Annotated in this window: 19 protein-coding genes, 1 tRNA gene and 1 pseudogene; 7 read left to right on the top strand and 14 right to left on the bottom strand. The window is 69.2% G+C overall.

Annotation, left to right across the window (positions count from 1 at the left end):
- Positions 1 to 86 precede the first annotated feature (86 nt).
- The 7 genes and pseudogenes from ASF39_RS17970 to htpG form a co-directional block, all read right to left on the bottom strand.
- The gene (locus ASF39_RS17970) at positions 87 to 323 is read right to left on the bottom strand and encodes a transcriptional coactivator p15/PC4 family protein (RefSeq protein WP_056286445.1); all 237 of its coding nucleotides are present in this window, start codon (positions 321 to 323) and stop codon (positions 87 to 89) included.
- Between the two features lie 199 nt (positions 324 to 522).
- Positions 523 to 750 (bottom strand): excisionase family DNA-binding protein, encoded by a 228-nt coding sequence (locus ASF39_RS17965; protein ID WP_056286441.1) that lies wholly within the window; start codon positions 748 to 750, stop codon positions 523 to 525.
- A gap of 100 nt (positions 751 to 850) precedes the next feature.
- Positions 851 to 1,552, bottom strand: coding sequence for a hypothetical protein (locus ASF39_RS21535; RefSeq protein ID WP_156648542.1), 702 nt, complete (start codon positions 1,550 to 1,552; stop codon positions 851 to 853).
- Positions 1,549 to 2,745, bottom strand: a pseudogene (locus tag ASF39_RS17960) (integrase arm-type DNA-binding domain-containing protein). The gene ASF39_RS21535 and the pseudogene ASF39_RS17960 overlap by 4 nt, the downstream one beginning before the upstream one ends.
- 139 nt (positions 2,746 to 2,884) lie before the next feature.
- A tRNA-Ser gene (locus ASF39_RS17955) sits at positions 2,885 to 2,974 on the bottom strand.
- Between the two features lie 100 nt (positions 2,975 to 3,074).
- Complete coding sequence (locus ASF39_RS17950) at positions 3,075 to 4,130, bottom strand: glycosyltransferase (RefSeq protein ID WP_056286436.1); 1,056 nt, start codon at positions 4,128 to 4,130, stop codon at positions 3,075 to 3,077.
- 61 nt (positions 4,131 to 4,191) lie between these two features.
- Positions 4,192 to 6,021 carry a molecular chaperone HtpG gene (htpG, locus tag ASF39_RS17945; RefSeq protein WP_056286434.1) on the bottom strand — a complete coding sequence of 610 codons (1,830 nt, stop codon included), beginning with the start codon at positions 6,019 to 6,021 and terminating at the stop codon, positions 4,192 to 4,194.
- On the opposite strand from htpG, the gene ASF39_RS17940 reads away from it, so the two are divergent.
- Positions 5,953 to 6,984: an ABC transporter permease gene (locus tag ASF39_RS17940; protein WP_348271524.1), complete on the top strand. Its 1,032-nt coding sequence runs from the start codon at positions 5,953 to 5,955 to the stop codon at positions 6,982 to 6,984. The genes htpG and ASF39_RS17940 overlap by 69 nt on opposite strands.
- A 177-nt stretch (positions 6,985 to 7,161) precedes the next feature.
- Positions 7,162 to 8,664 (top strand): phosphomannomutase/phosphoglucomutase, encoded by a 1,503-nt coding sequence (locus ASF39_RS17935; protein WP_056286428.1) that lies wholly within the window; start codon positions 7,162 to 7,164, stop codon positions 8,662 to 8,664.
- A gap of 112 nt (positions 8,665 to 8,776) precedes the next feature.
- Here the strand turns inward: ASF39_RS17935 and ASF39_RS17930 are convergent, their stop codons facing one another.
- From ASF39_RS17930 to ASF39_RS17905, 6 genes are all read right to left on the bottom strand, one after another.
- Complete coding sequence (locus ASF39_RS17930; RefSeq protein ID WP_056286426.1) at positions 8,777 to 12,181, bottom strand: hypothetical protein; 3,405 nt, start codon at positions 12,179 to 12,181, stop codon at positions 8,777 to 8,779.
- A gap of 197 nt (positions 12,182 to 12,378) precedes the next feature.
- A complete protein-coding gene (locus ASF39_RS17925; protein WP_244472458.1) occupies positions 12,379 to 12,777 on the bottom strand; it encodes a hypothetical protein in 399 nt (132 codons plus the stop codon).
- Between the two features lie 115 nt (positions 12,778 to 12,892).
- Positions 12,893 to 13,312 carry an RNA polymerase-binding protein DksA gene (gene dksA / locus ASF39_RS17920; RefSeq protein ID WP_055888248.1) on the bottom strand — a complete coding sequence of 140 codons (420 nt, stop codon included), beginning with the start codon at positions 13,310 to 13,312 and terminating at the stop codon, positions 12,893 to 12,895.
- A gap of 144 nt (positions 13,313 to 13,456) precedes the next feature.
- Positions 13,457 to 14,488 carry a hypothetical protein gene (locus ASF39_RS17915; protein WP_056286423.1) on the bottom strand — a complete coding sequence of 344 codons (1,032 nt, stop codon included), beginning with the start codon at positions 14,486 to 14,488 and terminating at the stop codon, positions 13,457 to 13,459.
- Between the two features lie 3 nt (positions 14,489 to 14,491).
- Positions 14,492 to 15,865, bottom strand: a complete 1,374-nt coding sequence (locus tag ASF39_RS17910) for an MBOAT family O-acyltransferase (RefSeq protein ID WP_056286421.1) — start codon at positions 15,863 to 15,865, stop codon at positions 14,492 to 14,494.
- Positions 15,866 to 16,186: 321 nt separating this feature from the next.
- Positions 16,187 to 16,609 (bottom strand): flagellar assembly protein FliX, encoded by a 423-nt coding sequence (locus ASF39_RS17905; protein ID WP_055888252.1) that lies wholly within the window; start codon positions 16,607 to 16,609, stop codon positions 16,187 to 16,189.
- Between the two features lie 301 nt (positions 16,610 to 16,910).
- On the opposite strand from ASF39_RS17905, the gene ASF39_RS17900 reads away from it, so the two are divergent.
- From ASF39_RS17900 to ASF39_RS17890, 3 genes are read left to right on the top strand one after another with little or no spacing between them, the layout of a single operon-like run.
- Positions 16,911 to 17,984 carry a flagellar basal body P-ring protein FlgI gene (locus tag ASF39_RS17900; protein WP_056286497.1) on the top strand — a complete coding sequence of 358 codons (1,074 nt, stop codon included), beginning with the start codon at positions 16,911 to 16,913 and terminating at the stop codon, positions 17,982 to 17,984.
- A gap of 45 nt (positions 17,985 to 18,029) precedes the next feature.
- Positions 18,030 to 18,434 (top strand): rod-binding protein, encoded by a 405-nt coding sequence (locus tag ASF39_RS17895; protein ID WP_056286418.1) that lies wholly within the window; start codon positions 18,030 to 18,032, stop codon positions 18,432 to 18,434.
- Positions 18,421 to 18,909, top strand: coding sequence for a hypothetical protein (locus ASF39_RS17890; protein ID WP_055888255.1), 489 nt, complete (start codon positions 18,421 to 18,423; stop codon positions 18,907 to 18,909). The genes ASF39_RS17895 and ASF39_RS17890 overlap by 14 nt, the downstream gene beginning before the upstream one ends.
- A gap of 15 nt (positions 18,910 to 18,924) precedes the next feature.
- Here the strand turns inward: ASF39_RS17890 and ASF39_RS17885 are convergent, their stop codons facing one another.
- Positions 18,925 to 20,433: a bifunctional ADP-dependent NAD(P)H-hydrate dehydratase/NAD(P)H-hydrate epimerase gene (locus ASF39_RS17885; RefSeq protein WP_056286416.1), complete on the bottom strand. Its 1,509-nt coding sequence runs from the start codon at positions 20,431 to 20,433 to the stop codon at positions 18,925 to 18,927.
- Between the two features lie 204 nt (positions 20,434 to 20,637).
- Between ASF39_RS17885 and ASF39_RS17880 the strand changes: the two genes are divergently transcribed.
- Both ASF39_RS17880 and glnA read left to right on the top strand, forming a co-directional pair.
- The gene (locus ASF39_RS17880; protein ID WP_055888259.1) at positions 20,638 to 20,976 is read left to right on the top strand and encodes a P-II family nitrogen regulator; all 339 of its coding nucleotides are present in this window, start codon (positions 20,638 to 20,640) and stop codon (positions 20,974 to 20,976) included.
- A gap of 273 nt (positions 20,977 to 21,249) precedes the next feature.
- Entirely contained in the window at positions 21,250 to 22,662 is a 1,413-nt protein-coding gene (gene glnA, locus ASF39_RS17875) for a type I glutamate--ammonia ligase (RefSeq protein WP_055888261.1), read from the top strand.
- Positions 22,663 to 22,683 lie beyond the last annotated feature (21 nt).

Genomic DNA, 22,683 nt, shown 5'->3' with positions numbered 1-22,683 from the left:
ATCGCGACGGGAGTGGCCTGGGCCAGGCGCGAGCATCTGGCCTCCGGTGACCATCCCGCCAAGCGCATGAGCGACGGCGGAGAGGTTCACAGGAGGAGCCCTCCCGCCTTCGCGCTGACCATCGCCGCCTGCAGCGCCTTGATCACCTCATCGAGGAGCTCGGGCCGGACGGCGATACCCTTCTTGGTCGGGACGAGATCGCCGTTGGCGTTGGCGGCGAAAACCCGGAGGTTCACCATTGGCTTTCCGTGCATCTCGCACAGGCGGACGATTAGATCTTCGCGGGTGTTCTCCGGGATGACGGCGATCCTGGTCTCATCCATGACGCGCCTCCCGCGGACCTAGGGCGGCGAGATCCGCAATCACCGTTGCGAGGGCTGCTGACACTCCCAGCCGGCGGCTGAGACGGTGGACAGCGAGGTTGGGCGGCGTATATTCGGAGCTGTCGATCTGGTGAGAGACAGCATCCAAGGGACGTGAGCGCCTGGCAGCGCCGCGTCCCTCAACTGTTTTCAGCATCAGCTACGCGGCCTCCTGCTCGAGGGAAGCGAGGTAGCCGCGCAGGCTATCGGCCGGGATCAATGTCCGGCTGCCGACCTTAATGGTCCGAAGCTTTCGCTCGGCGATTAACACGTAGAGTGTGGTACGGCCGAGCCCGATCGCGTAAAGTGCCTCGGGCACCGTGTAGGCAAGCTTCTCCGTCGACGCGCGCAGGTCTAACTGCGGCGCCTTAACGTTGTATGAGATCATGGCTAAATCCGTCGATTGCCGCCCTGGTTCAGGTCGGGTCGGATGGATGTTGGCGAATAGCGTTCGCTGTCGCTAATTGTCGTTTGTCGGAGTTTGGTCGCTATTCGGTCGGAGTTTCTGTCGACAATTCCAGCCGCGCTTTTCGACAGGTGTCCCGGCTGGCATCAAATTTGTGCTCCATTGACTTCTCAGACATATCTCTTAGTGCGGGCCATCCTTCTCGAACTATGAAGGCCCGCATAGCGTTCTTAACAGCATCTTTAATATTCGGCTTCCGCCCTCGCTTAAGAGGATCAGCATTCAAGCCGTTTGAACTTTGTCTTGTATTGAGATATTCTGCCGGCACATTTAAAAAATCTCCGAGTTTATGCGCAGTCACGAAAAGCGGTTCGATGTAGGCTTGGCCTCGACGCGCAGAAGGTCCCCAAGGCTCATACCAACCGCTCTCCAAACACCCGTCGGCATCTGTAGTTAGCCAGAAGCCGGGCTCGATACGGACCAGCTTTTTCAGCTTTCCGTCGGAGTAAACCGCTTCAAGTTGCCCTTGGTAGAGCGCGCCTCGCAGACGTTTTGCGGCCTCGTGTGCGTACCGCATCGCCTGCTCCTGAGCCGCATGCAATCTTTGCTGCCGTATCCCCGATGACTGAATAGCGTCTGCAAGTGCATCGCCTGTAATTTCTGGATATGGCAAATCATCTGTGTTGCAGCCATCGAGCTCTGATCGGAACCATGTCATAGCTGCTTGAAAGACAGCCTCAGGTGACCAGACAAAGCCGGGCGGAGTGAAGACTGGTTCGTTCAACCTGTTCTCCATGGATCTGTATCCCAGGCGGCCCAGGCGTCCATCAGCTCGCGCCGCTTCGCGAACAGATCTCCCCGCCGATAGGCTGCTTCGACCTTGCTCTCGATCGCATGCGCCAGCGCCATCTCGACCACCTCAGACGAGAAGTTCGTCGTTTCCGATGCCCAGTCGCGGAAGGTGCTACGAAAGCCGTGCACAGTCAGATCCTCACGACCCATCCGGCGCAGCATCATCAGCATCGACATGTTTGACATGGGCCGGCCGTGCCTACCGCCGGGGAAGACGAACTCGCCGCGCCGGTCTTCTGCCAGAAGACGCAGGAGGGCGACTGCCGGCGCGGACAGGGGTACCCGGTGCTCGACACCGCCCTTCATCCGTTCGGCCGGTACGGTCCACTCGCTGGCGTCCAGATTGAACTCGGACCAGCGGGCGCCGATCACCTCGCCAGTGCGAGCAGCCGTGAAGATCGCGAACTCTAAGGCCCGCGCGGCGACTGCCTCGCGGGAAGCGAGATCGACCATGAAGGCCGGAATCTGAGGATATGGGAGGGCGGCGTGATGCTCGACCTTCCTGATCCGGGACCGCTTCGGTAGCAGGTTGGAGAGATGGCCCTTCCAACGCGCCGGGTTCTCACCGCGCCGGTATCCGTGGGTCGTCGCCCAGTCTAGCACCGATTCGATGCGACCGCGGACCCGCGAGGCGGTTTCAGGCTTGGTCACCCACACGGGTTCGATCGCCTGCATCACGAAGCCGGTGTCGACCGCTGCGACAGGCAGGTTGCCGAAGGCCGGATAGGCGTAGGTCGTGAGGGTGGCTGTCCACTGCGCCGCGTGCTTGGCGTTGCGCCAACCGGCTTTGTGCGCCTCGATGTAGGCTGCGGCGCATTGCTTGAAGCTTATAGCCCGCGCAGCCTCAAGGCGGGCCTTGTCCAGCTGGGCCCGTTTGGCCTCGATCGGATCGATGCCCTCGGCGCACAGCTTACGGCAGGACAGCGCCTTGTCACGCGCCTCGGCAAGGGAGAACGTGCTGACAGAGCCGAGGCCCATTTCACGGGATTTGCCGCGCAGCGTGAACCGAAAGATCCACGACTTCGACCCTTTGCCGGTGACCTACAGCCACAAGCCGCCGCCATCGCCATACATGCCGGGCGTTTTCAGTTTCCCCACGCCCAGGGCTGTCAGCTTTCCCAGCATTGGCTCACCCACGCTACTACCCACATGGTAGTCGCGGATTTGAGCGAACGCCAGCGACCCAGCGCGAATGGCGCTAGGACGAAAATGCTGTAGTTTGAGGGGGTTAGTGGACTGCCGCGAATGACCGCGAACAGCTATCTGGCGGAGAGGGGGGGATTCGAACCCCCGATGCCCTTGCAGGCATGCCGCATTTCGAGTGCGGTGCGATCGACCACTCCGCCACCTCTCCGCGAGGTGTCTCTCTGAGACCGGCGGTGCCTAGCACGAAGGGTCTTTGCCTCACAAGTCGCAAAAAGACGGGTCGCGCGTGACGCCGGCCCGGAGAGCCGTCACGGCCGGGCCCGAGGGGCGATCGTGCGGTAGAGGGCGAGGAGGTCCGTCGCGAAGGTGTGGGGGGAATAGAGGTCCCGGACGCGCTGAGCGAGCCCGGCGGGCGGTGCCGCCGAAGCCGCATCCAGAAGCGCCGAGGCCATCGCCTCGGCATCCTCCCGGCAGAGGCCGCGGGGGTCTCCGCCGGTTTCCGCAATCATGACGCGGTGGGCCGGGATGTCGGACGCCACGACCGGGAGTCCGCGGGCGAGGGCTTCGGCCAGCGCCAGGGGCTGGATCTCGGACCGGGAAGGGAACAGGGCGAGCCCGACACCCTCGAAGGCGCGGGCGGGCGCGCGGGGGCCGGCGAAATCCACAGCGGCAGTCAATCCGAGCGCATGGATCGTCGCCCGGAGGCGCGCCGCATAGGCGGCATCGAGTTCCGGCCCGATCAGGGTCAGACGGGCGCCCCCGCCCGCCGGGTGCCGCCTCAGGGCCGCCAGAGCGTGGATCGCGAGATCCTGCCCCTTCTGCGGGTAGATCGCTCCGACCACGGCCATGGAGGACAAGGGATCGTGCGCCGCCTCCGGTATCGCGTCGGGGAGCGTGAGGGGGTTGCGGATCAGGCTCGCCGGCAGTCCCGTCGGCGCGGAGATGTGGGAGGAGATGGTGATGCAGACGTCTGCGAGACGCCCCCGAAGGCGCGCTAGCCTCCCGCGCGAGGGGTCGAGGTGGAGATGCCAGAGGATCCGGGGACGCGGGCGCACCAGCCGGGCGGCGAGGCCGTAGACGTAGAGGGAGGGTTCGTCGTGGACGTGAACGAGGTCCGGCCGGAGACGCCGCAGGGCCACGGCCTCGCGCAGGACGAGACGGCCGAGCCGCGGCAGCACGGCGAGCTTGCGCCACAGGCCGACGAGGGGCCGGCTCGGGAACAGGGCAGGGGCCGGATCGTCCGCTTCGGCGAGGGGCGCCCGGACCACCACCCGATGCTCGGCGCGCAACGCCGCCGCGCTCGCCAGCAACACCCGGGTCGATCCGCCCCGGGTGTCGTAGACGGTCGGCACCAGCACCTTCATCGGCCAGCCACCGACGCCCGTCGGCGGCCGGGCCGAACCGCGAGGCGCCGCGCCCGGCAGTTCACCGGTCGGCGGCGAGGGCAGCCGCGACCCGTCGGGCGAAGGCCACCGGATCGCGCGGGGTGTCGCCGTCCTGGATCCGGGCGAGATCGAGGAGCGTGCCGGCGGCCTCTCCCACCTCGCCGCCGCCCGCGATCCGTTCGGCGAGCGTCCGGATCAGGGGGTGGCGCGGGTTGATCTCGAGCACCGGCAGCCCGCCGGCACCGCGACCGGCCCGGCGCAGCAACCGCTGCATCTGCAGGTCCGGCCCCGTCCCCGACGCCGAGAGCACGACCGCGCTTTCGACGAGCCGGTCCGTGGCGCGCACGTCCGACACATCAGCGCCCAGGCTTTGCTTGAGGGCCGCCACCAGTCCCTCGACCGAACCGACGCTCTCCTGCGCCTCTGCACCGGCAAAGGCCGCGAGGTCGATCGTCCCCTTCGTGACGGATTGCAGCGGCTTGTCCGCGAAGCGACCGAGGGATTCCGGCCAGAACGCATCGACGTGGTCCGACAGCAGCAGCACCTCGACCCCGCGGGCGCGAAACCCCTCGAGCTGAGGCGAGTTCGCCAGGGCATCGGCGTCGTCGGCGACCAGATAGTAGATCGCCTCCTGCCCGTCCTTCATGCGTGCGACGTAGTCGGTCAGGGAGGTCCAACCCTCCATCGCCGAGGAGCGAAACCGCAGCAGCGGCGCGATCTCGTCCCGGCGTTCCTGGTCCTCGTAGATGCCCTCCTTGAGGACCGGGCCGAAGTTCTCCCAGAAGCCGGCATAGCCCTCGGCATCCTTGGACCGGCTCGTCAGCTCGGACAGGACCTTGCCGGTGACGGCCCGGCGGATCTTGGCGAGCACCGGGGTCGCCTGAAGCATCTCGCGGGAAACGTTGAGGGGCAGGTCCTCCGTGTCGACGACACCCTGCACGAAGCGCAGCCAGCTCGGGAGCAGTTCGGCTTCGTCGGTGATGAACATCCGGCGCACATGCAGGCGCACCTTGCTGGCGCGCTCGCCCTCCACCGCCTGGAACGGCTTCATGCCGGGCACGAAGAGCAGGGCGGCGAACTCCATCGCGCCTTCGGCCCGCCAGTGCAGCGTCGCCCAAGGCGCATCGAAGTTGAAGCCGACGTGCCGATAGAACTCGGCGTACTGCTCTTCGCTGACCTCCGATTTCGGTTTGCGCCACAGGGCCGTGCCCTGGTTGGCCGCCTCCTCCTTGCCCTCGCTGACGATGGCGATCGGCACGGTGATGTGGTCGGCCCATTTGCGCACGACGTGGTCGAGCCGGTAGCTTTCGAGGTATTCGTCGGCATCGGCCTTGAGATGCAGCACGATGTCGGTGCCCGGCTCGGAGCGGGTGGAGGCCTCGAGGGTGAAGCTGCCCTGGCCCTCGGACGCCCAGGTCCAGGCCTCGTCGGCGCCCACGCGCCGGGAGGTCACGCTCACCCGATCGGCGACCATGAACGCCGAGTAGAAGCCGACGCCGAACTGGCCGATCAGGCTGGGCTTGTCCTCGGCCGGGGCCTGCGCCAGGGACTGGCTGAAGGCGCGGGTTCCCGAGCGGGCGATGGTGCCGAGATTCTGCGTCAGATCCAGCTTCGACATGCCGAGACCCGCGTCCGAGATCGTCAGGGTCCGCCCGTCCTTGTCGGGGACGATCCTGATCTTGGCATCGGCCGGAAGCGCGGACGCCGAATCGGTCAGGGCCTCGAAGCGGCGGCGATCCATGGCATCGGCGGCATTGGCCACCAGTTCGCGCAGGAAGATCTCGCGATCGGAATACAGGGCGTGGACGACGAGATCCAACAACCGCCCGACTTCGGCACCGAATTCGTGCCGCTCCACGCTCTCATCCAAAACTCGGTCTCCTCACCACCCTCAGGGTCGGGCGCGATATGCCAACGTGGCCGGGCGAATTCAATGCCGCAGCGCCTGGACCGGGGTCGCCCGCCGGGCGGGCATCACATTTCGGTCGCCTTCGTGAGCCACCGCAACGGGTACGAGCCGCCCCCCGGACAAAAAGGCCCCATGGTTCCCGACAGCACGATCGGCGGCGCCCGGCGCAGCAACCGCGAGGTCTACCTCCACGTCATGCGCGCCCTGATGCTGCGCGACATGCGCACCCGGTTCGGCGGCTCGCATTTCGGCTATTTCATCGTGGTGCTGTGGCCGGTGGTCCACATCTTCATGCTGGTGGCGATCTATACGTTCCGTCACATGCCCTCGCCGATGAGCCTCCCGGTCACGATGTTCATCGCGTCCGGTGCGGTACCCTGCCTGATGTTCCAGTACATCTCGCGCGAGGTCATGAAGTCGGTCATGATGAACAAGCCGTTGACCTATTATCCCCAGGTCAAGCTGATCGATGTCCTGTTCGCCCGTATCGTCGTCGAGATCGTGACGGGATTCTTGGGCCTTCTCATTGTTTTCGCGATCCTGATCGCGCTCGGATACGATCCGCGGCCGGCCGATCCGTTCGTCGCCGTCCAGGCCTACACCATGGCGATCATGCTCGGCATCGGCATCGGTACGATCAACGTCGGCATCGTGTCGTTCTTCCCCGCCTGGGCGATGGGCTACGTCCTGTTCAGCATCATCATGTATACGACCAGCGGAGTCTTTTTCCTTCCCAGTCTTTTGCCGGAAAAAATATACTCGATCATGAAATACAATCCGCTCGTACAGATCATCGAGTGGATGCGATTGGCGTATGAGCCGAGCATCGGCTTCAGTGTGGATTACACCTATTTGGTTCTTTGGGTGTGCGTGTCGCTGACGCTCGGCCTCATGCTCGAGCGATTCGTGGTTCGCAAGAGATAGGTGGTTCGACGCGGCCGGCCGATCCCCCCGCGGGTCGCGAGGCGCGGCCCCGGACGGCACCGGGGCGCCCCGGCGCTACCGCGGGGTCCGACCGTCCTTTCCCTCACGGGACGGTTCCTGTAGGGCCCCGTCCGTGAGTGGCGATCGACGACAGAGACGAGCCAGAGGGCCATTGCGATGTTTCCCAAACCGTCCGCTGCGCTGACGCCCAACACCTTCGCCTTCGAGCAGCTGCCCCTGGTGAAGCCGACCGGCTTTCGCGAGTACGACGCGCGGTGGCTGTTCCCCGAAGAGATCAACCTGATGGGGGTCCAGGCCCTCGGTCTCGGGATCGGGACGCTGGTCCACGAGTTGGGCGTGCGGCCCGACATCGTCACCGGCCACGATTTCCGGGCCTATTCCTCCTCGATCAAGCTCGCCCTCATCGCCGGCATGCAGGCCGCGGGCCTGCGCGTGAAGGACATCGGCCTCGCCCTGTCGCCGATGGCGTACTTCGGGCAGTTCGCCCTCGATTGCCCCTGTGTCGCGATGGTGACGGCCTCGCACAACGACAACGGCTGGACCGGCGTGAAGATGGGCGCCAACCGCCCGATGACCTTCGGCCCGGAGGAGATGGGGCGCCTGAAGGAGATCGTGCTGGGCGGCACCTATCGGTACCGCGACGGGGGCGCCTACGAGTTCGTGGAGGGCTTCGCGCGCAGCTATCTCGCCGACCTCCAGGCGCGCGCCAAGCCGATCTCGCGCAAGCTCAAGGTAGTGGCGGCCTGCGGCAACGGCACGGCGGGGGCCTTCGCTCCGAAACTGCTGGAGGCCTTGGGCGTCGAGGTGATCCCCCTCGACGTCGAGCCCGACTATACCTTCCCGCGCTACAACCCGAACCCGGAAGACATGGAGATGCTCCATGCCATCGCCGCCAAGGTGAAGGAGACCGGTGCCGACGTCGGCCTCGGCTTCGACGGGGACGGCGATCGCTGCGGCGTGGTCGACGACGAGGGCGAGGAGATCTTCGCCGACAAGATCGGGGTGATGCTGGCGCGCGACCTCGGCAAGCTCCACCCCGGCGCCACCTTCGTGGTCGACGTGAAATCGACCGGCCTCTACCTCACCGACCCCGAGCTCCAGGCGCTGGCCGTCAAGACGGATTACTGGAAGACCGGCCATTCCTACATCAAGCGCCGGGTCAACGAACTCGGTGCCCTGGCGGGTTTCGAGAAATCCGGCCACTTCTTCTTCAACGAGCCGATCGGGCGGGGCTACGACGACGGTCTCCTCACCGCCATCGCGGTGATCGAGATGCTCGACCGCAATCCCGACCGCTCGATGGCCGACCTCTACCGGGCGCTGCCCAAGACCTGGGGGTCGCCGACGATGTCGCCCCATTGCGACGACGAGGCCAAGTACGGCGTCGTCGAACGCGTCACCGAGCGTTTCCGCGCGATGAAGGACGCCGGCGAGCCGATCGCCGGCTCGCGGATCACCGAGCTCGTCACCGTCAACGGGGTGCGCATCACCACCGAGGACGGAACCTGGGGCCTGGTGCGGGCCTCCTCGAACAAGCCGGAACTGGTGGTGGTGATCGAGAGCCCCGCCTCGAAGGAGCGCCTGCACGCCATGTTCCAGGCGGTGGACGCGGTGCTGCGCGAGAACCCGCAGGTGGGCGCCTACAACCAGACGATCTGAGCAGCTCAGAAGGTTCGCGTTGGCAGGCCAACGCTTCACCCTGCCGAGGTCTTTGGTCTGTCGCAGGTTTTCGACGCAAAACCGGTGACCACTTTTGCGAAACCTGCTTGGCTCAACCGGGCGGCACCGCGGGGGCCTCGCCCTGGACCGCGGCGCGGGTCTCGCCGTCGCGCTGGCCGCGCGGCGGGACCGCGGTGTCGGGGTAGCGCTTGCGGTATTCCTTGAGGAAGGCCTTGAGGGTCTCGGCGCTGGTGGCCTTCTGCGCCACCTCGCGGAAGCCCTGGCTCCGCACGGCGTTCGGCTGGGTGAGCAGCGCGAAGGTGCGGGCGTCCGCGCTCTCGGCCATCGCACCGGCGAACTTGGCGCGCAGGCGCTCGATCCCCAGGGTCTCCCCGGCCAGGCCGTAGGCGACGGCGGCGCGGATCACGTCGGCGCGCATGGCGTCCTCCAAAGGCGTGCGCGCGCGCCAGGCCTCGCCGACCAGGGCCTCGTGCGCCTCGCCGGCCTCGCGCCAGCGCCGCCCGCTCCACAGGATGTCGGCGCGCAGGCGCGAGGCGTCCGGCCCTGTCTCGCCTTCGATCGTCTCGAGGGCGAGGTCGGTCCGCGACAGGTCGGAGAGGGCGCGGGCGCGCAGGAGCGCCCTGGCACGGCGCAGGTCCTCGGGCAGCTCGGGCGCGTAGGTCGCGTCGATGACCTTGAGGGCGAGGAGGGGCTTCTCGTCCATGATCCGGATCGAGGCGAGGCGCGCAGCCACGCCGGCGCGGGCCGCACCGGTCAGGCGATGGTCGACCTGATGCTGCAGCAGTTCGCCCGCGGAATCGAGCAGGTCGAGCTGAACCAACCGGTCGGCGAGGCGGCGCACGATCTCGTCGCCGCGCCGGCCGATGGGGGCGAACTCCTTGAAGTCGAAATACAGGGCCAGCGCCTCCACCCCCGAGACGAGGGAGGCCCGCTCGCCGAGGAAAAGGTCGTCGAACAGCGCCTGGGCCGAGGCGTGCAGGGTGCGGGCGAGGGGGGAATCCGGCGCGAACGCTTCGGCCCGGCGCGCGGCCAGGAAGGCTTGGCGCCACTGGCGGGCTTGGCTGTAGAGCTGGCTCAAGGTCGCGATGGTCTGGAACTGGACGTCGCCGCCGCGCCAGGTCAGGAGCAGCCGCTCCAGGCGCTCGATGGCCTCGGGCGTCGGCATCTTGCCCAGCGCCTGGCCGAGGACGGCGGCGCGCAGGGTCGCCTCGGCGGCGACGGGCTCGACGGCCGCGTCCACCAGCCGCTCGTAGGCGGAGAAGGCGGCGGCGGTCTGGCCGGTGACCTCGTCGACGCGGGCGCGCAGCAGCACGATCCGGTCCTGGATCAGGCGGTCCGCCGCCCGCGCCGCGGCGGTGGTGAGCTGGCGCGAGGCGGTCTCCCAGTCGCCGGTCTCCACGGCGGCCTCGGCCGCGCCGGCGCGCAACTGCGCCTGGAGGTCGTCGGGATAGCGATCGAGGACGTCGGCGGTGGCCCGGAAACCGGCATCGGCCTCCTTCCAGCGGCCCGCCTTGGCGTCGAGGAAGGCGGACCAGAGCCGCGCCTCGGGATCGCGCTTGAACGCCTCGGCCCCGAAGATGCGCCGCGCCTCGGCGGCGCGATCGGTCCGCGCCAGGGCGATGCCGGTGAGGATCGCGACGTCGCGCTGCCCGGCGATCACCGGGTCCTCGGCCGCCGCCGCGCCGAGGACGCCCAGGGCCTCGAGGTCGAAGCGGTTGGCGAGAAGGGTCTTGGCGAGGACGAGGCGCAAGGGCCCGCGGACGGGCCTGGCGGCGCCGGCGGCGGCCTGCGACTGCTCGACGAGGAGGTCCCTGACGCCCGCGCTGCGCGAGGCCTCCCACGGCCCGCGCTCCACCGCCAGGTCGTTGACCGCGGCCAGGATCGGATCGAGGGCCCGCGCCACCCCGGAAACGGCCATGCCGGATTCCCTGGCGATGGCGACGCCGTCGATGTCGGGGCGCACCAGGAGGTCGTCCGCCTGGGCGAGGACGGCGACGCCCTGGCGGCTCTGCAGGATCTCGAAGTCCACGAACAGCTGGCGCTTGGGGATGCTGGCGGGTCTCGGCCCGTGGCCGGTGACCACGGCGACCCGCTCGCCGTCGAGGTCGAGCCAGGTGGCGCTGCCGGGGCGGGGCAGGTTGACGGCCACGGCAAGTCGTCCGCCGGATTCGGATCTTCGCGTGACCTGGAGGTTCTCGCTGGCCGACAGGTTCTCCCCTGCCACCAGTTCCCAGCCGGTGGGCGCCTCGGGGCTCCCCATCGGGACGAGGTCGAGGAGGCGGTCTCGGGGGACCGAAAAGCGCAAGGCGACGACGCCGGCGGTGCGCAGGGGAGGGCCGACGCTCACGAACGGCGGCTCCGTCGCGGGCGCGGGCACCGGCTCGGCCGTCTCGAACACCAAGGTCGCGATCCCGGCCCGCTCGAACAGGGCGGCCGGGGGCAGCCGCTTGAACGGAAAGGCGAGGCCGGGGCCATCGGGCCGCACCACCGCCACGGGGCTCGGCGCCGGCACGGGGCGCATCTCGTCGGCGGGTTTCTGTGCGGGCGGCTGGGCCCCGGCGCCGACCGCGGCGGGCGAGGGAGCCTGGGCGGCGGGCGAGGAAGCCTGGGCGGCGGGCGAGGGAGCCTGGGCGGCGGCCTTGGCCGTGACGAGGGGATTGGCGATCGCGATGGACTTGGCCGGCTCCGACGGATCGGTGCGCACGACGTCGAGGGTGACGCCGTCCTCGTCGCGGTCGGTGCGCACGCTCCAGCCGGCGGCCGGGGTCACCCGGAGGCGGGCGCCGGTCACGTCGGTCTCCACCGCCAGCGCCTCGATGGCCGGCTTGGTGCGGCCCCGCGCGGCGACATCGTCGATGCGCCAGGCCCCGGGGATCGACAGGCGGGTTTCAGCCTCGCCGATGCGCTCGAAACGCGGCGCGGCCTCCGGCGGCAGGCGCAGGCTGAGGCGGGTGACCGTGGGCAGATGGGACAGTTCGAGGACGAGGCGCCGCGGCTCGGGCGGGGGCATGGCGGCGCGCAGGGCCGCTTCGGCGGCCTTGGTGCGTCGGAACAGCTCGGCCACCGTCTCGGGCGGCAGCGGCGGCGGCAGGCCCGACCAGGCCTCGGTGAGAAGATCGATGAACACCTGCTCGCCCGCGCTCTGTACGTTGAGGCGGAACGGGCGCTGCAGGGCGATGCGCATGCCGGTCCCGTCGGGGTCGCGGCGCACCGCCGTCACGTAATCCGGCATCTCGGCGGCGATGCGCTCGGGGCCGGACGGGCTCGCCTCCCCGAAGCGCACCACCATGACGGAGCCGGAGACGGTGGCCTTCACGGCGACCTGGCTGTCGAAGGTGAGGACGATCCGGCCGTAGCGGTCGGCCTGCTGGCCCTTGACCGCCAGGAGCTTGGCGGCCTCGGCATCCGCCCCCCGCGAGAAGGCGGCGAGAATCGCGAGGAGGACAACGGCGCAAAGCCGCCCCCGTCCTGTCGCGATACCGGCACCGAGACCCATCGCTGAACGCCAAACCCGATGGCGACGGCCCCCACCGGAGACTCGCCGCCTTACGCCACACTCTGGGAGGGACTCTCCCCGATCGAGGCTAACGGGCGCCTAACGCCGACATCCGGCGGCGTCTCGAAATCGCGTCGCCCGGCCGGACGACGTCGACACGGTGAACGGACCCGCCGAAAGCGCCGCCGGCGCCGGCCTCAGCGCTTGCCGATCAGGCCGGGAACGGTGGTGCCGGCCTCGCCGAAGTTCTGCACGGCGCGGGCGCAATTGGCCGGCACGTCCTTCCGGTAGGCCTCGATGTAGGACATCGCGTGCAGGCGCAGTTCGTTGCCTTCGAGGTCGGCCGGATCGACGCCGAGGCGGGACAGCACCTGCTTGAACCGCTCGTAATCGGGCTTCAGGTCAGGGCAGGATTCGTTGACGAACCCCACCAGTCCCGCGAGCCGGACCGCGTTGTTGCGCTTGGGATCGAGCTTGGGCAGGTCGAGCTGCTGGGCGGCGGACCCTTCGGCGGGCGGAGCCACGGGCTGCGCCGAGGCCGGCCCGAGGAGGGCGATGGCGAGAAAGCCGCCGAGGCGGATCGGGCTGAGCGTCATGGCGTGTCCTCCTGGCCGGACCCGTATGCGGGTCCTTGTGGCTGGCCATGCACATAGTCCGCCGGAGGTCTCGCGTTCCAGCCCCACCCGCACCGATCCACGGGCCGGGTCCGGTTCAATCGTCGCGGTAGACCCGCTCCCGGCGCTCGTGACGCTCCTGGGCTTCGAGGGACAGCGTGGCGATGGGCCTGGCGTCGAGACGCTTGAGGGAGATCGGCTCGCCCGTTTCCTCGCAATAGCCGTAGGTGCCGTCTTCGAGGCGCGACAGCGCCGAGTCGATCTTGCCGGTGAGCTTGCGCTGGCGGTCGCGCGCCCTCAGCTCGATCGCCCTGTCCGTCTCAGAGGAGGCGCGGTCGGCGAGGTCGGGGTGGTTCTCGTTCTCGCTCTGGAGAGCGACCAGCGTGTCCTGCGCCTCGCGCAGGATCTCGCTTTTCCACCCGAGCAGCTTGCGACGAAAATATTCCCGTTGCCGGTCGTTCATGAACGGCTCGGCTTCGGTGGGTACGTAACCGTCCTCGATCGTGACTTTCGCCATCCTGACAACCCTTCGCCAACCCGTCGCGGCCGGTCTGCGGCGATGTTTCGCGAGCCTATAATGGAGCCCTGCCTCCACCACAACGCACTGCTTTGTCTCAACCTCCCCGTCAGGGCCGATGAGACGCCCCCTGCGGCAAACCCGTCACGGCTGTGCCGGGGGGCCGCCACCCTCCTTGCGGGCGACCAAACGGCGGATTTCCGCGCCCACGGCATCGGCGAGGCGTCGCGCCACCGGGTGGCGGTAGTGCCCGGCGTCGAAGAACTGGGACGGATCGTCGAGGTCCGGCCGGGGCCGGCGCCAGTCGAGGACGGCTGTGCGGGGGTGGACGCGGGCCGCCGCCGCGACCGCCGCCTTGCAGGCCGCCTCCGCCGCATGGCGGGCGGTGCCGGGCCGCGCCAGGGCAGCGGGCGCGATCGGCGGGAACACCACGACGAGGGCGGTCCTCGCGGGCAGGCCGCCGGCCAGATGCGCGAAACGCTCGGCGGCCGGGAAGCCGGGGCCGGCCCGGCCGGGGTCGGGGGTCTGCGGGGCGGGGGTATCGCGCTGGGCCTCCTGCGCCGCGGCCTGCCGGGCATCGCCCGCGGCGAGCCCGAGGTACTCGGGCTCGTAGTCCGACCAGCCGTCCGGCGGCGCGCGGGCCGGATCGCGCGCCAGCGCGCGGCCGAGGCGGTTGACCACCTCCTGCGCCACCGAGAAGCGCAGGAGCCCGCGCAGGTAGGCCGTGGCGGAGTCGGACAGGAGCCAGAACGGGAACGACTTCGGGTTGGGCAGGGCCGGGTCGTCGGTGCACCAGTACTCGTCGGGCGCGATGACGATCGCCTCCGGTTGCGGGTGGTGGCGCAGGTACCAGGCGAGAATCGCGAACTGCTCGGCCGGGCTCGTCGCCGGCACCGAGAGCTGGACGAACGGGATGCCGGTGGCCTCGCCCAAGCGCTCGGGCGAGACGAGCTGGATGTGGGAATTGCCGATCACCGCCCCGGCGAAGGCGGTGTCGCGCCCGCGGCTCGCCACGGCCGTGCGCGGCCCCTGCGGGCGTACGCCGACCCCCGTGGAGACCGGCGAACGGCCGCTGTCGTAGGGATCGACCAGGAAGGCGAGAAGCAAGTAGCCGGACAGGATCGCGGCGGCGCCGCCGCCGAACCATCCCGCGAAGGCGCGCCACGTCACGGCCATCGCTCAGAACTGGAAGTAGATGAAGTCGTAGTTCGCATCGTCCCCGATCTTGAGGAGGAGGACCACGAACAGCAGCGCGCTCAGGATCGCGGCGAGGCGGGAGGGCTGCACCCGCTGCACCGCGACCCAGGCGGTGGGGCCGAGCATCGCCACCGCGGCGGCCAGGACCAGGGTTCGCCAGCGAAAGCCCGAGCCCTGCGGGGCGAGACCCACCATCCCCCTGTAGATCGCCGCCACCGCCTCGAAGCTGGTGGCGCGAAACAACACCCAGGTGACCACGACGAAGAGGAAGGTGAGCGCCCAGCCGAGCAGCGCCGGCATCGGCAGCCCGGCCCGGCGCCAGAGCAGGGCCACGCCGAGCCCGACGCCGTGGGCGGCGCCCCAGGCGACGAAGGTGAGGCCGGCCCCGTGCCAGAGGCCGCCCAGCGTCATCGTGGCGAACAGGGCGCCGAACTGCACGGCGAGGCCATACCGGTTGCCGCCGAGGGGAATGTAGAGGTAGTCGCGCAGGAACCGCGACAGGGTCATGTGCCAGCGCCGCCAGAAATCCTGGAGCGAGGCGGCGCGGTAGGGGGCATCGAAGTTCTGCGGCAGCACGATGCCGAACAGGAGCGCGATGCCGAGCGCCATGTCGGTGTAGCCGGAAAAATCGAAGTAGATCTGGAAGGTGAAGCCGAGCGCCGCCTGCCAGGCCTCGGCCATGGTGACGGCCTGCCCCGCGGCGGCGGCCTGGAACACCGGGTTGACCACGGCGCCCAGCGGATCGCCCAGGAAGACCTTCTTCGAGAGGCCGACGCAGAGGAGCAGGATGCCGCGCCCGAACCGTTCGGCGGCATCGGGGCGCGCATAGGGCGCCTCGTCGAACTGGTGCATGATCTCGCGCCAGCGCACGAGGGGGCCGGCCAGCACCTGCGGGAAGAAGGCGATGTAGAGGGCGTAGCGCACGAGGCCGTAGGGCGGCGCCCGGCCGGCGCGCAGGTCCACGAGGTACATCACGTGGTGGAAGGTGAAGAACGAGATCCCCAGCGGCAGGACGAGATCGGCCTGCGGCAGCGCCACGCCCGGGACGAGGTTCGCCAGACCGGCGAAGAAGTTCAGGTACTTGAACGACGCCAGGACGACGAGGTTGGCCCCGATGGCGAGCGCGATCAGCCATCCCGCGCCGCTCCGCAGAAAGAGCCGCGCCACGAGCCAGTTCACGCCGATCGAGCCGGCCAGCAGCGGCAGGAACCGCACGTCCCACCAGCCGTAGAACACGAACGACAGGACGAGGAGGACGGGAAGCCGCCACTCGGGCCGGAAGCGGGCGGCGAGCCCGTGCAGGATCAGCGCGGCCGGCAGGAAGGCGAGGAGAAAGGGAAACGCGTTGAACAGCATCGGGGCCGGAGGCGGGCGCGCCGGTCGGCCGCCGGTTCGCATCGCGCGCCTTGTCGAAGATCACGGGCCGGGCGTCAACGGCGCGGAGACCGAACCGGCGAGGGCTTCGTCCTCGGGGCGACACGGAACGATCGATCGAGCCGGCCTTTGAACCCGTCATCCTTGTGCGGTTCGATGGTCTTCCGGTCGGCTTGTCGGTGCTCTCCAGAGACCGCACCTCTCTGGAGGACTCCTTCGAGGCCCGCTTCCGCGGGCGCCTCAGGATGAGGTGAGTGGGTGGGAGTTCTCGCCCGACACGCAAGCGATCGACCGGAACGTGGATCAGACCCCGCGCCCCATCTGCAGCTTGGCCAATTCCACCGCCGCCCGCAGTTCGATGTCGGCCACGAGGCCGTCGAGGCGGGGATCGCCGCTCGAGGCCGCCCGGTCGGAGAGGCGGCCGGCGATGGCCTGGAGGTCGCGGGTCGAGACCCGGCCCGTCAGGAGCGCCGCCTTGAGGCGGTCGAGGCCGTCCAGAAGGTCGTGGCCGCGGCGGGTCGAGCGGCGGCGGCGCTCCATCGGCGTCTCGGTCTGGCCCTGGAGGGTGAGGATCGCGTCGAGCCCGGCCAGCGAGGCCGCGGGCGGGGTTCCCACCGAGGGGGCCGCGGGCTGCGATCCGCCGAGGGCGAAGGCCGCGGCCTCCGGCCGGCGCCCGTTCGCGGCGGGCCCCGCAGCCTGGGCGACGAAGCGGGTGTCGACACGCATGGGTCAGCAGGTCCTCGCGGGGCGCACGCCCCGTCTCTGGGGGTCACCATCGGCGCGGCATGGTTAACCGGTCGTAAACGACCCGGCAGAAGCTGCCGGGTCGGCAGGAAAGGCGAGGGGGCCAGCTTTCTCCGGGAACGGAGCGGATGGAAGAAATCGTTCCCTTTCAAGGGGATGGATTAACCCGGCGGTTGGCATGCTCCTGGCAGACTGGACCGGGCGTCCCGCTCAACCCGCGTCAGGCACCATGGCCACCACGACGTCCCGTTCCCTCATCCGCTTCTTCGGCTTGGCACTCGCCATGCTGCTGGGGCTGGCGGATTCCGCCTCCGCCCTGTCGCGGGTCAAGGACCTCGCCTCGATCGAGGGGGTGCGCCAGAACCAGCTCGTGGGCTACGGCATCGTCGTCGGCCTCAACGGCACCGGCGACACCCTCAACAACATCCCCTTCACCCGCCAGTCCCTCCAGTCGATGCTGGAGCGCCTCGGCGTCAACACCCGCGGCGCCACCATGCGCACGCAGAACCTCGCCGCGGTGATGGTGACGGCGAGCCTGCCGCCCTTCGCCACGCAGGGCAACCGCATCGACATCACGGTGTCGTCGCTGGGCGACGCCAAGTCGCTCCAGGGCGGCACCCTGCTGGTGACGCCGCTGCTGGGCGCCGACGGCGAGGTCTATGCCCTGGCACAAGGGTCGGTGGCCATCGCCGGGTTCTCGGCGGAAGGGGACGCGGCCAAGATCACCCGCGGCGTGCCCACCAACGGGCGGGTGCCCAACGGGGCCATGATCGAGCGCGAGATGGCGTTCAAGATGAACGACATGCGCACCCTGCGCCTGTCCCTGCGCAACCCCGACTTCACCACCTCGAAGCGGATCGCGGCGGCCATCAACGACTTCATGGGCGCCGACACCGCCGAGCCCACCGACCCGGCCACCGTGACCCTGCAGATCCCGGCCAAGTACACCGGCAACATGATCCGCCTCGTCACCGAGATCGAGCAGCTCAAGGTCGAGCCCGACCAGACCGCGCGGGTGGTGGTGGACGAGCGCTCGGGCATCATCGTGATGGGCCGCGACGTGCGCGTCTCCACGGTGGCGATCGCCCAGGGCAACCTCACCGTCACCATCACCGAGCAGCCGCAGGTGAGCCAGCCGGCCCCCCTCAGCCAGGGCCAGACCGTGGTGGTGCCGCGAACCGGCGTGCGGGTCGACACCGGCGACGGCAACAAGCTCGCCCTGGTCAAGGAGGGCGTCACCCTGCGCGAGCTGGTGGACGGCCTCAACGCGCTGGGCATCGGCCCGCGCGACCTCATCTCGATCCTTCAGGCGATCAAGACCGCCGGCGCCCTCCAGGCCGACATCGAGGTGATGTGAGCCGATGACGACCGTCCCCCTTCCCGTCCACCGCAGGTCACCGTCATGATCCTCGCCCCCTTCGCGGTCTCGGCCGCCATCGGCGTCGGCAAAGCCATCGTCGGCGACCTCGCCGCGGGCCTGAGCGGCAACGGCAAGGCGAAAAGCCTCGCCGAATCGCAATCGGCCGTCGATGGCAAGTCGGCCCTTGATGGAAAGGCCGCCGCCAAGGCGCGCAAGACCGCCACCGAGTTCGAGACGATGTTCCTGGAGAACACCCTCGACAAGCTCACCGCCTCGGAGGGTACCGACGGGCCGCTGGGCGAGAACGGCACCGGCGGCGGCGTCTACCGTTCGATGCTGACCAAGGAATACGCCGGCCAGATCGTGAAGAGCGGCGGCGTCGGCATCGGCGACCAGGTGTTTCGCGAGATGATGCGCATGCAGGAGGCTTCCCGTGGCGCAGCCTGACGACGCCCGCACGGTCCGGATCGGCGACCGGCAGGGCGCCATCGCCCTGGTGGCGCAGGTGATGGCCGATCTCCAGGCGCTGGAAGCCGTGCTCGACGCCGAGACCGCCCTGGTCCGCCAGGGCCGCCTGCGCGACGGCCTCGGCGCGGTCGAGCGCAAGACCGCGCTGATGGGCGCCTACCTCCAGGGGCTCGAGGCGGCCAAAGCCAACGCCATCGCGCTGGCACGCTTCGCGCCCGAGGGGATCGAGGGCCTCAAGGCCGCGCACCGGCGCTTCACCGGGGTGGTCGAGACCAACCAGATCGTGCTCGCCACCGCCCGCTCGGTGGCGGAGGGCCTCGTCAAGACCCTGGCCACCGAGATGAGCCGGTCGCGGGTGGCCACCGTCTACGGCATGCCGTCGAACGCGCCCTCGCCCTACGGCCGCGCCGGTGCCGCCCGCAGCCAGCCGCTGATGCTGTCGCGCAACCTTTAGCGGATCGTTCGGGGGTCATTCCCCCGCGAGGGCGGCCAGCACCGTCGGCAGCATCTCCGGCAGGTCCTCGGCGATGAGGCCGGGCCCGAACCGCAGCCCGGCGTCGCCGTGCAGCCAGACGGCGGCGGCCGCCGCCTCGAAGGCCGGCATCCCCTGCGCCAGCAGCCCGGCGACGAGGCCGCCGAGCACGTCGCCCGAGCCGGCGGTGCCCAGATGCGCGCTGGCGTGGTCGTTGATCGCCACCCGTCCGTCGGGGGCGGCCACCACCGTGTCGGCCCCCTTCAGCACCACGACGGCGCCGACGAGGGCCGCCGCCCGGCGCGCCCGGTCGAGCTTGGACAGGCCCTCCTCGAGCGCGTCGGTGTCGGCGAACAGGCGCTCGAACTCGCCCTCGTGGGGGGTGAGCACGGCGGTCCCGCCGCCGTCGGCCACATGGGCGCCCAGCAAGGCCGCCTGTCCCTTGAAGCTCGTGAGCGCATCGGCATCGAGGACGAGGCCGCGCCCGACGGCGGCCGCCACCGCGACGAGATCGCGGGTGGCCTCGCCGATACCGAGGCCTGGCCCCGCCAGGACGACGTTGAGGCGCTCGTCGACGAGGAGGTCGTCGAGATCGTCGGCCGTGTCGCTGGCGCGCAGCATGATCGCGGTGAGGTGGGCCGCGTTCTCGGGCAGCGCCGAGGTCGGCGAGGCGAGGGTGACGAGGCCGGCCCCGACGCGAAGGGCCGCCCTGGCGGCCAGACGCGCCGCCCCGGTGCGATAGGCCGGGCCGGACAGCACCACCGCATGGCCGCGGGTGTACTTGTGGCTCGACGCCGTCAGCCGCGGCAGGTGCGCCAGCCACAGCTCCGGCCCGTTGCGGACCATGGCCGGGCCCGACCGGGCGAGCCCTTCGGCATGGGCGGCGCGCCCGCTGCCGATGGCGGCCACATGCACCGTCCCGCACAGGGACCGGCCGGGTTCGAGCAGGTGGCCCGGCTTGAGGGCCACGAAGGTCACGGTCTCGGTGGCCTGCACGGCGAGGCCGCGCACCGCCCCGGTATCGCCGTCGACGCCGCTGGGCACGTCGACGGACAGGACCGGGACGCCGGAGGCGTTCACCGCAGCGATGGCGGAGGCGGCCACACCCTCGACGTCGCGGGCGAGGCCCGCGCCGAAAAGGGCATCGACCACGAGGCCGTAGGCGGCCGGATCGCCCATCGCCTCCAGGGGATCGGCGCCGCCCGACCAAGCGGCGGCGGCCAGCGCCGCGTCGCCTGCGAGCGATTCGACGGTGCCGAGCAGGTGCAGGGCGACCCGGTAGCCGGATTCGACGAGCTCCTGCGCGGCCACGAAACCGTCGCCGCCGTTGTTGCCGGGCCCGCACAGGACGAGGATCGGGTGGCCGTCGGGGACGAGCGCGCGGGCGCGATCGGCGATCGCGCCGCCGGCATGGCGCATCAGGGTGAAGCCGGTGATGCCGCCGGCGATGGCATGGGCATCGCAGGCCCGCATCCCCGCCACGGTCATCAGGTGCGCGTCGCTCATCCAGCCTCTCCCGATATGTTGCCCGCCGGCGCCCGGTTCTGCCCACGAAACGGGATCGGCGTCGCCGGCTGCCGCAACGATTTGCATCGTTTGCACAGAGGGTGGGCGGTTTTAGGAAAATTCCGGTCGCCAACGCCGTGGCGCCCCCGGGGTCTCGGTGCTAGAAAATACCGTTCCGTCACAAGCAGGTCAGGCCCGTTCGGCATGAAGAAGATCGAAGCGATCATCAAGCCCTTCAAGCTCGACGAGGTGAAGGAGGCGCTTCAGGAGGTCGGCCTGCAGGGCATCACCGTGATCGAGGCCAAGGGCTTCGGCCGGCAGAAGGGCCATACCGAGCTCTATCGCGGCGCCGAATACGTGGTCGACTTCCTGCCCAAGGTGAAGCTCGAGATCGTGCTGGCGGATTCGCTGGTGGAAGGCGCCGTGGAGGCGATCCGCAAGTCGGCCCAGACCGGCCGCATCGGCGACGGCAAGATCTTCGTCTCCTCGATCGAAGAGGCGATCCGCATCCGCACCGGCGAGACCGGCGGCGACGCGATCTGACGGCCCGCCGCCGTCCCGCGCCACGGTTCGCGTCCGGGGCTTGCGCGAAGGGCCGCCGTCATACGAGAACGCGCCTGCCGGCCCGGGGCCCCGGGCGCCCGGAAATGCCCGCCGGAGCTTGAGAAAATCCCAACGGTGCTCGGAAAAGGTCCGTTCGGCGTCATCGCCGCGTCGGCGCTTTTCCTGTACACGACACCTCTCGACCGCGGGGCGTGCGAACGGCCCGTGAAATAACCACGGCTGAATGCCGAGCGAGCAAGGAGGCTTCAAGGAATGGCCAAGAAAGCTGCCGACGTCCTCAGAGAGATCAAGGACAACGACGTCAAATACGTCGACTTCCGTTTCACCGACCCGCGGGGCAAGTGGCAGCACGTCACCTTCGACGTCTCCCTCGTCGACGACGAGATCTTTGCCGAAGGCACGATGTTCGACGGCTCGTCCATCGCCGGCTGGAAGGCGATCAACGAATCCGACATGCTGCTGATGCCCGACCCGGCCACCGCCTGCATGGACCCGTTCTTCTCGGCCTCCACCATGTCGATCGTCTGCGACGTGCTCGAGCCCGGCACCGGGGAGCCCTATTCGCGCGATCCGCGCAGCATCGCCAAGAAGGCCGAGGCCTACCTCAAGTCCACTGGCATCGGCGACACCATCTACGTCGGCCCCGAGGCCGAGTTCTTCGTGTTCGACGACGTGAAGTTCGCGGCCGAGCCCTACAACACCGGCTTCAAGCTCGATTCGGTCGAACTGCCGATCAACGGCATGACCGACTACGAGGGCGGCAACCTCGGCCACCGCGTCCAGACCAAGGGCGGCTACTTCCCGGTGCCGCCGCAGGATTCGGCGCAGGACATGCGCGGCGAGATGCTGGCGGCGATGCAGTCCATGGGCGTCACGGTGGAGAAGCATCACCACGAGGTGGCGAGCGCCCAGCACGAGCTCGGCATGAAGTTCGACACGCTGACCCTGCTCGCCGACCACATGCAGATCTACAAGTACTGCATCCACAACGTCGCGCAGAGCTACGGCAAGACCGCGACCTTCATGCCCAAGCCCGTCTACGGCGACAACGGCTCGGGGATGCACGTCCACCAGTCGATCTGGAAGGACGGCAAGCCGGTCTTCGCCGGCAACAAATACGCCGATCTGAGCCAGGAGTGCCTGTGGTTCATCGGAGGCACGATCCGCCACGCCAAGGCGCTCAACGCCTTCACCAACCCCTCCACCAACTCCTACAAGCGCCTGGTGCCCGGCTACGAGGCGCCCGTGCTGCTGGCCTATTCGGCCCGCAACCGCTCCGCCTCCTGCCGCATCCCGTGGACCAACAACCCCAAGGCCAAGCGCGTCGAGGTCCGTTTCCCCGATCCGATGGCCAACCCCTACCTCGCCTTCGCGGCCCTGCTGATGGCCGGCCTCGACGGGATCGTGAACAAGATCGATCCGGGTGCGGCCATGGACAAGGACCTCTACGATCTGCCCCCGCGCGAACTGAAGAAGATCCCCACCGTGTGCGGCAGCTTGCGTGAAGCCCTGTCCAACCTCGACAAGGACCGCACCTTCCTCAAGTCGGGCGGCGTCTTCAACGACGACTTCATCGATTCGTTCATCGAGCTGAAGATGACGGAAGTGATGCGCTACGAGATGACCCCGCATCCGGTCGAGTTCATGATGTATTACTCGCAGTAATCGGTTCCGGGCGCGACGCCC

This window comes from Methylobacterium sp. Leaf108, assembly GCF_001423265.1.
Classification (GTDB): domain Bacteria; phylum Pseudomonadota; class Alphaproteobacteria; order Rhizobiales; family Beijerinckiaceae; genus Methylobacterium.
Note: the sequence above shows the minus strand (reverse complement) of the source record. Positions and strands in the feature narration are given on the sequence as shown.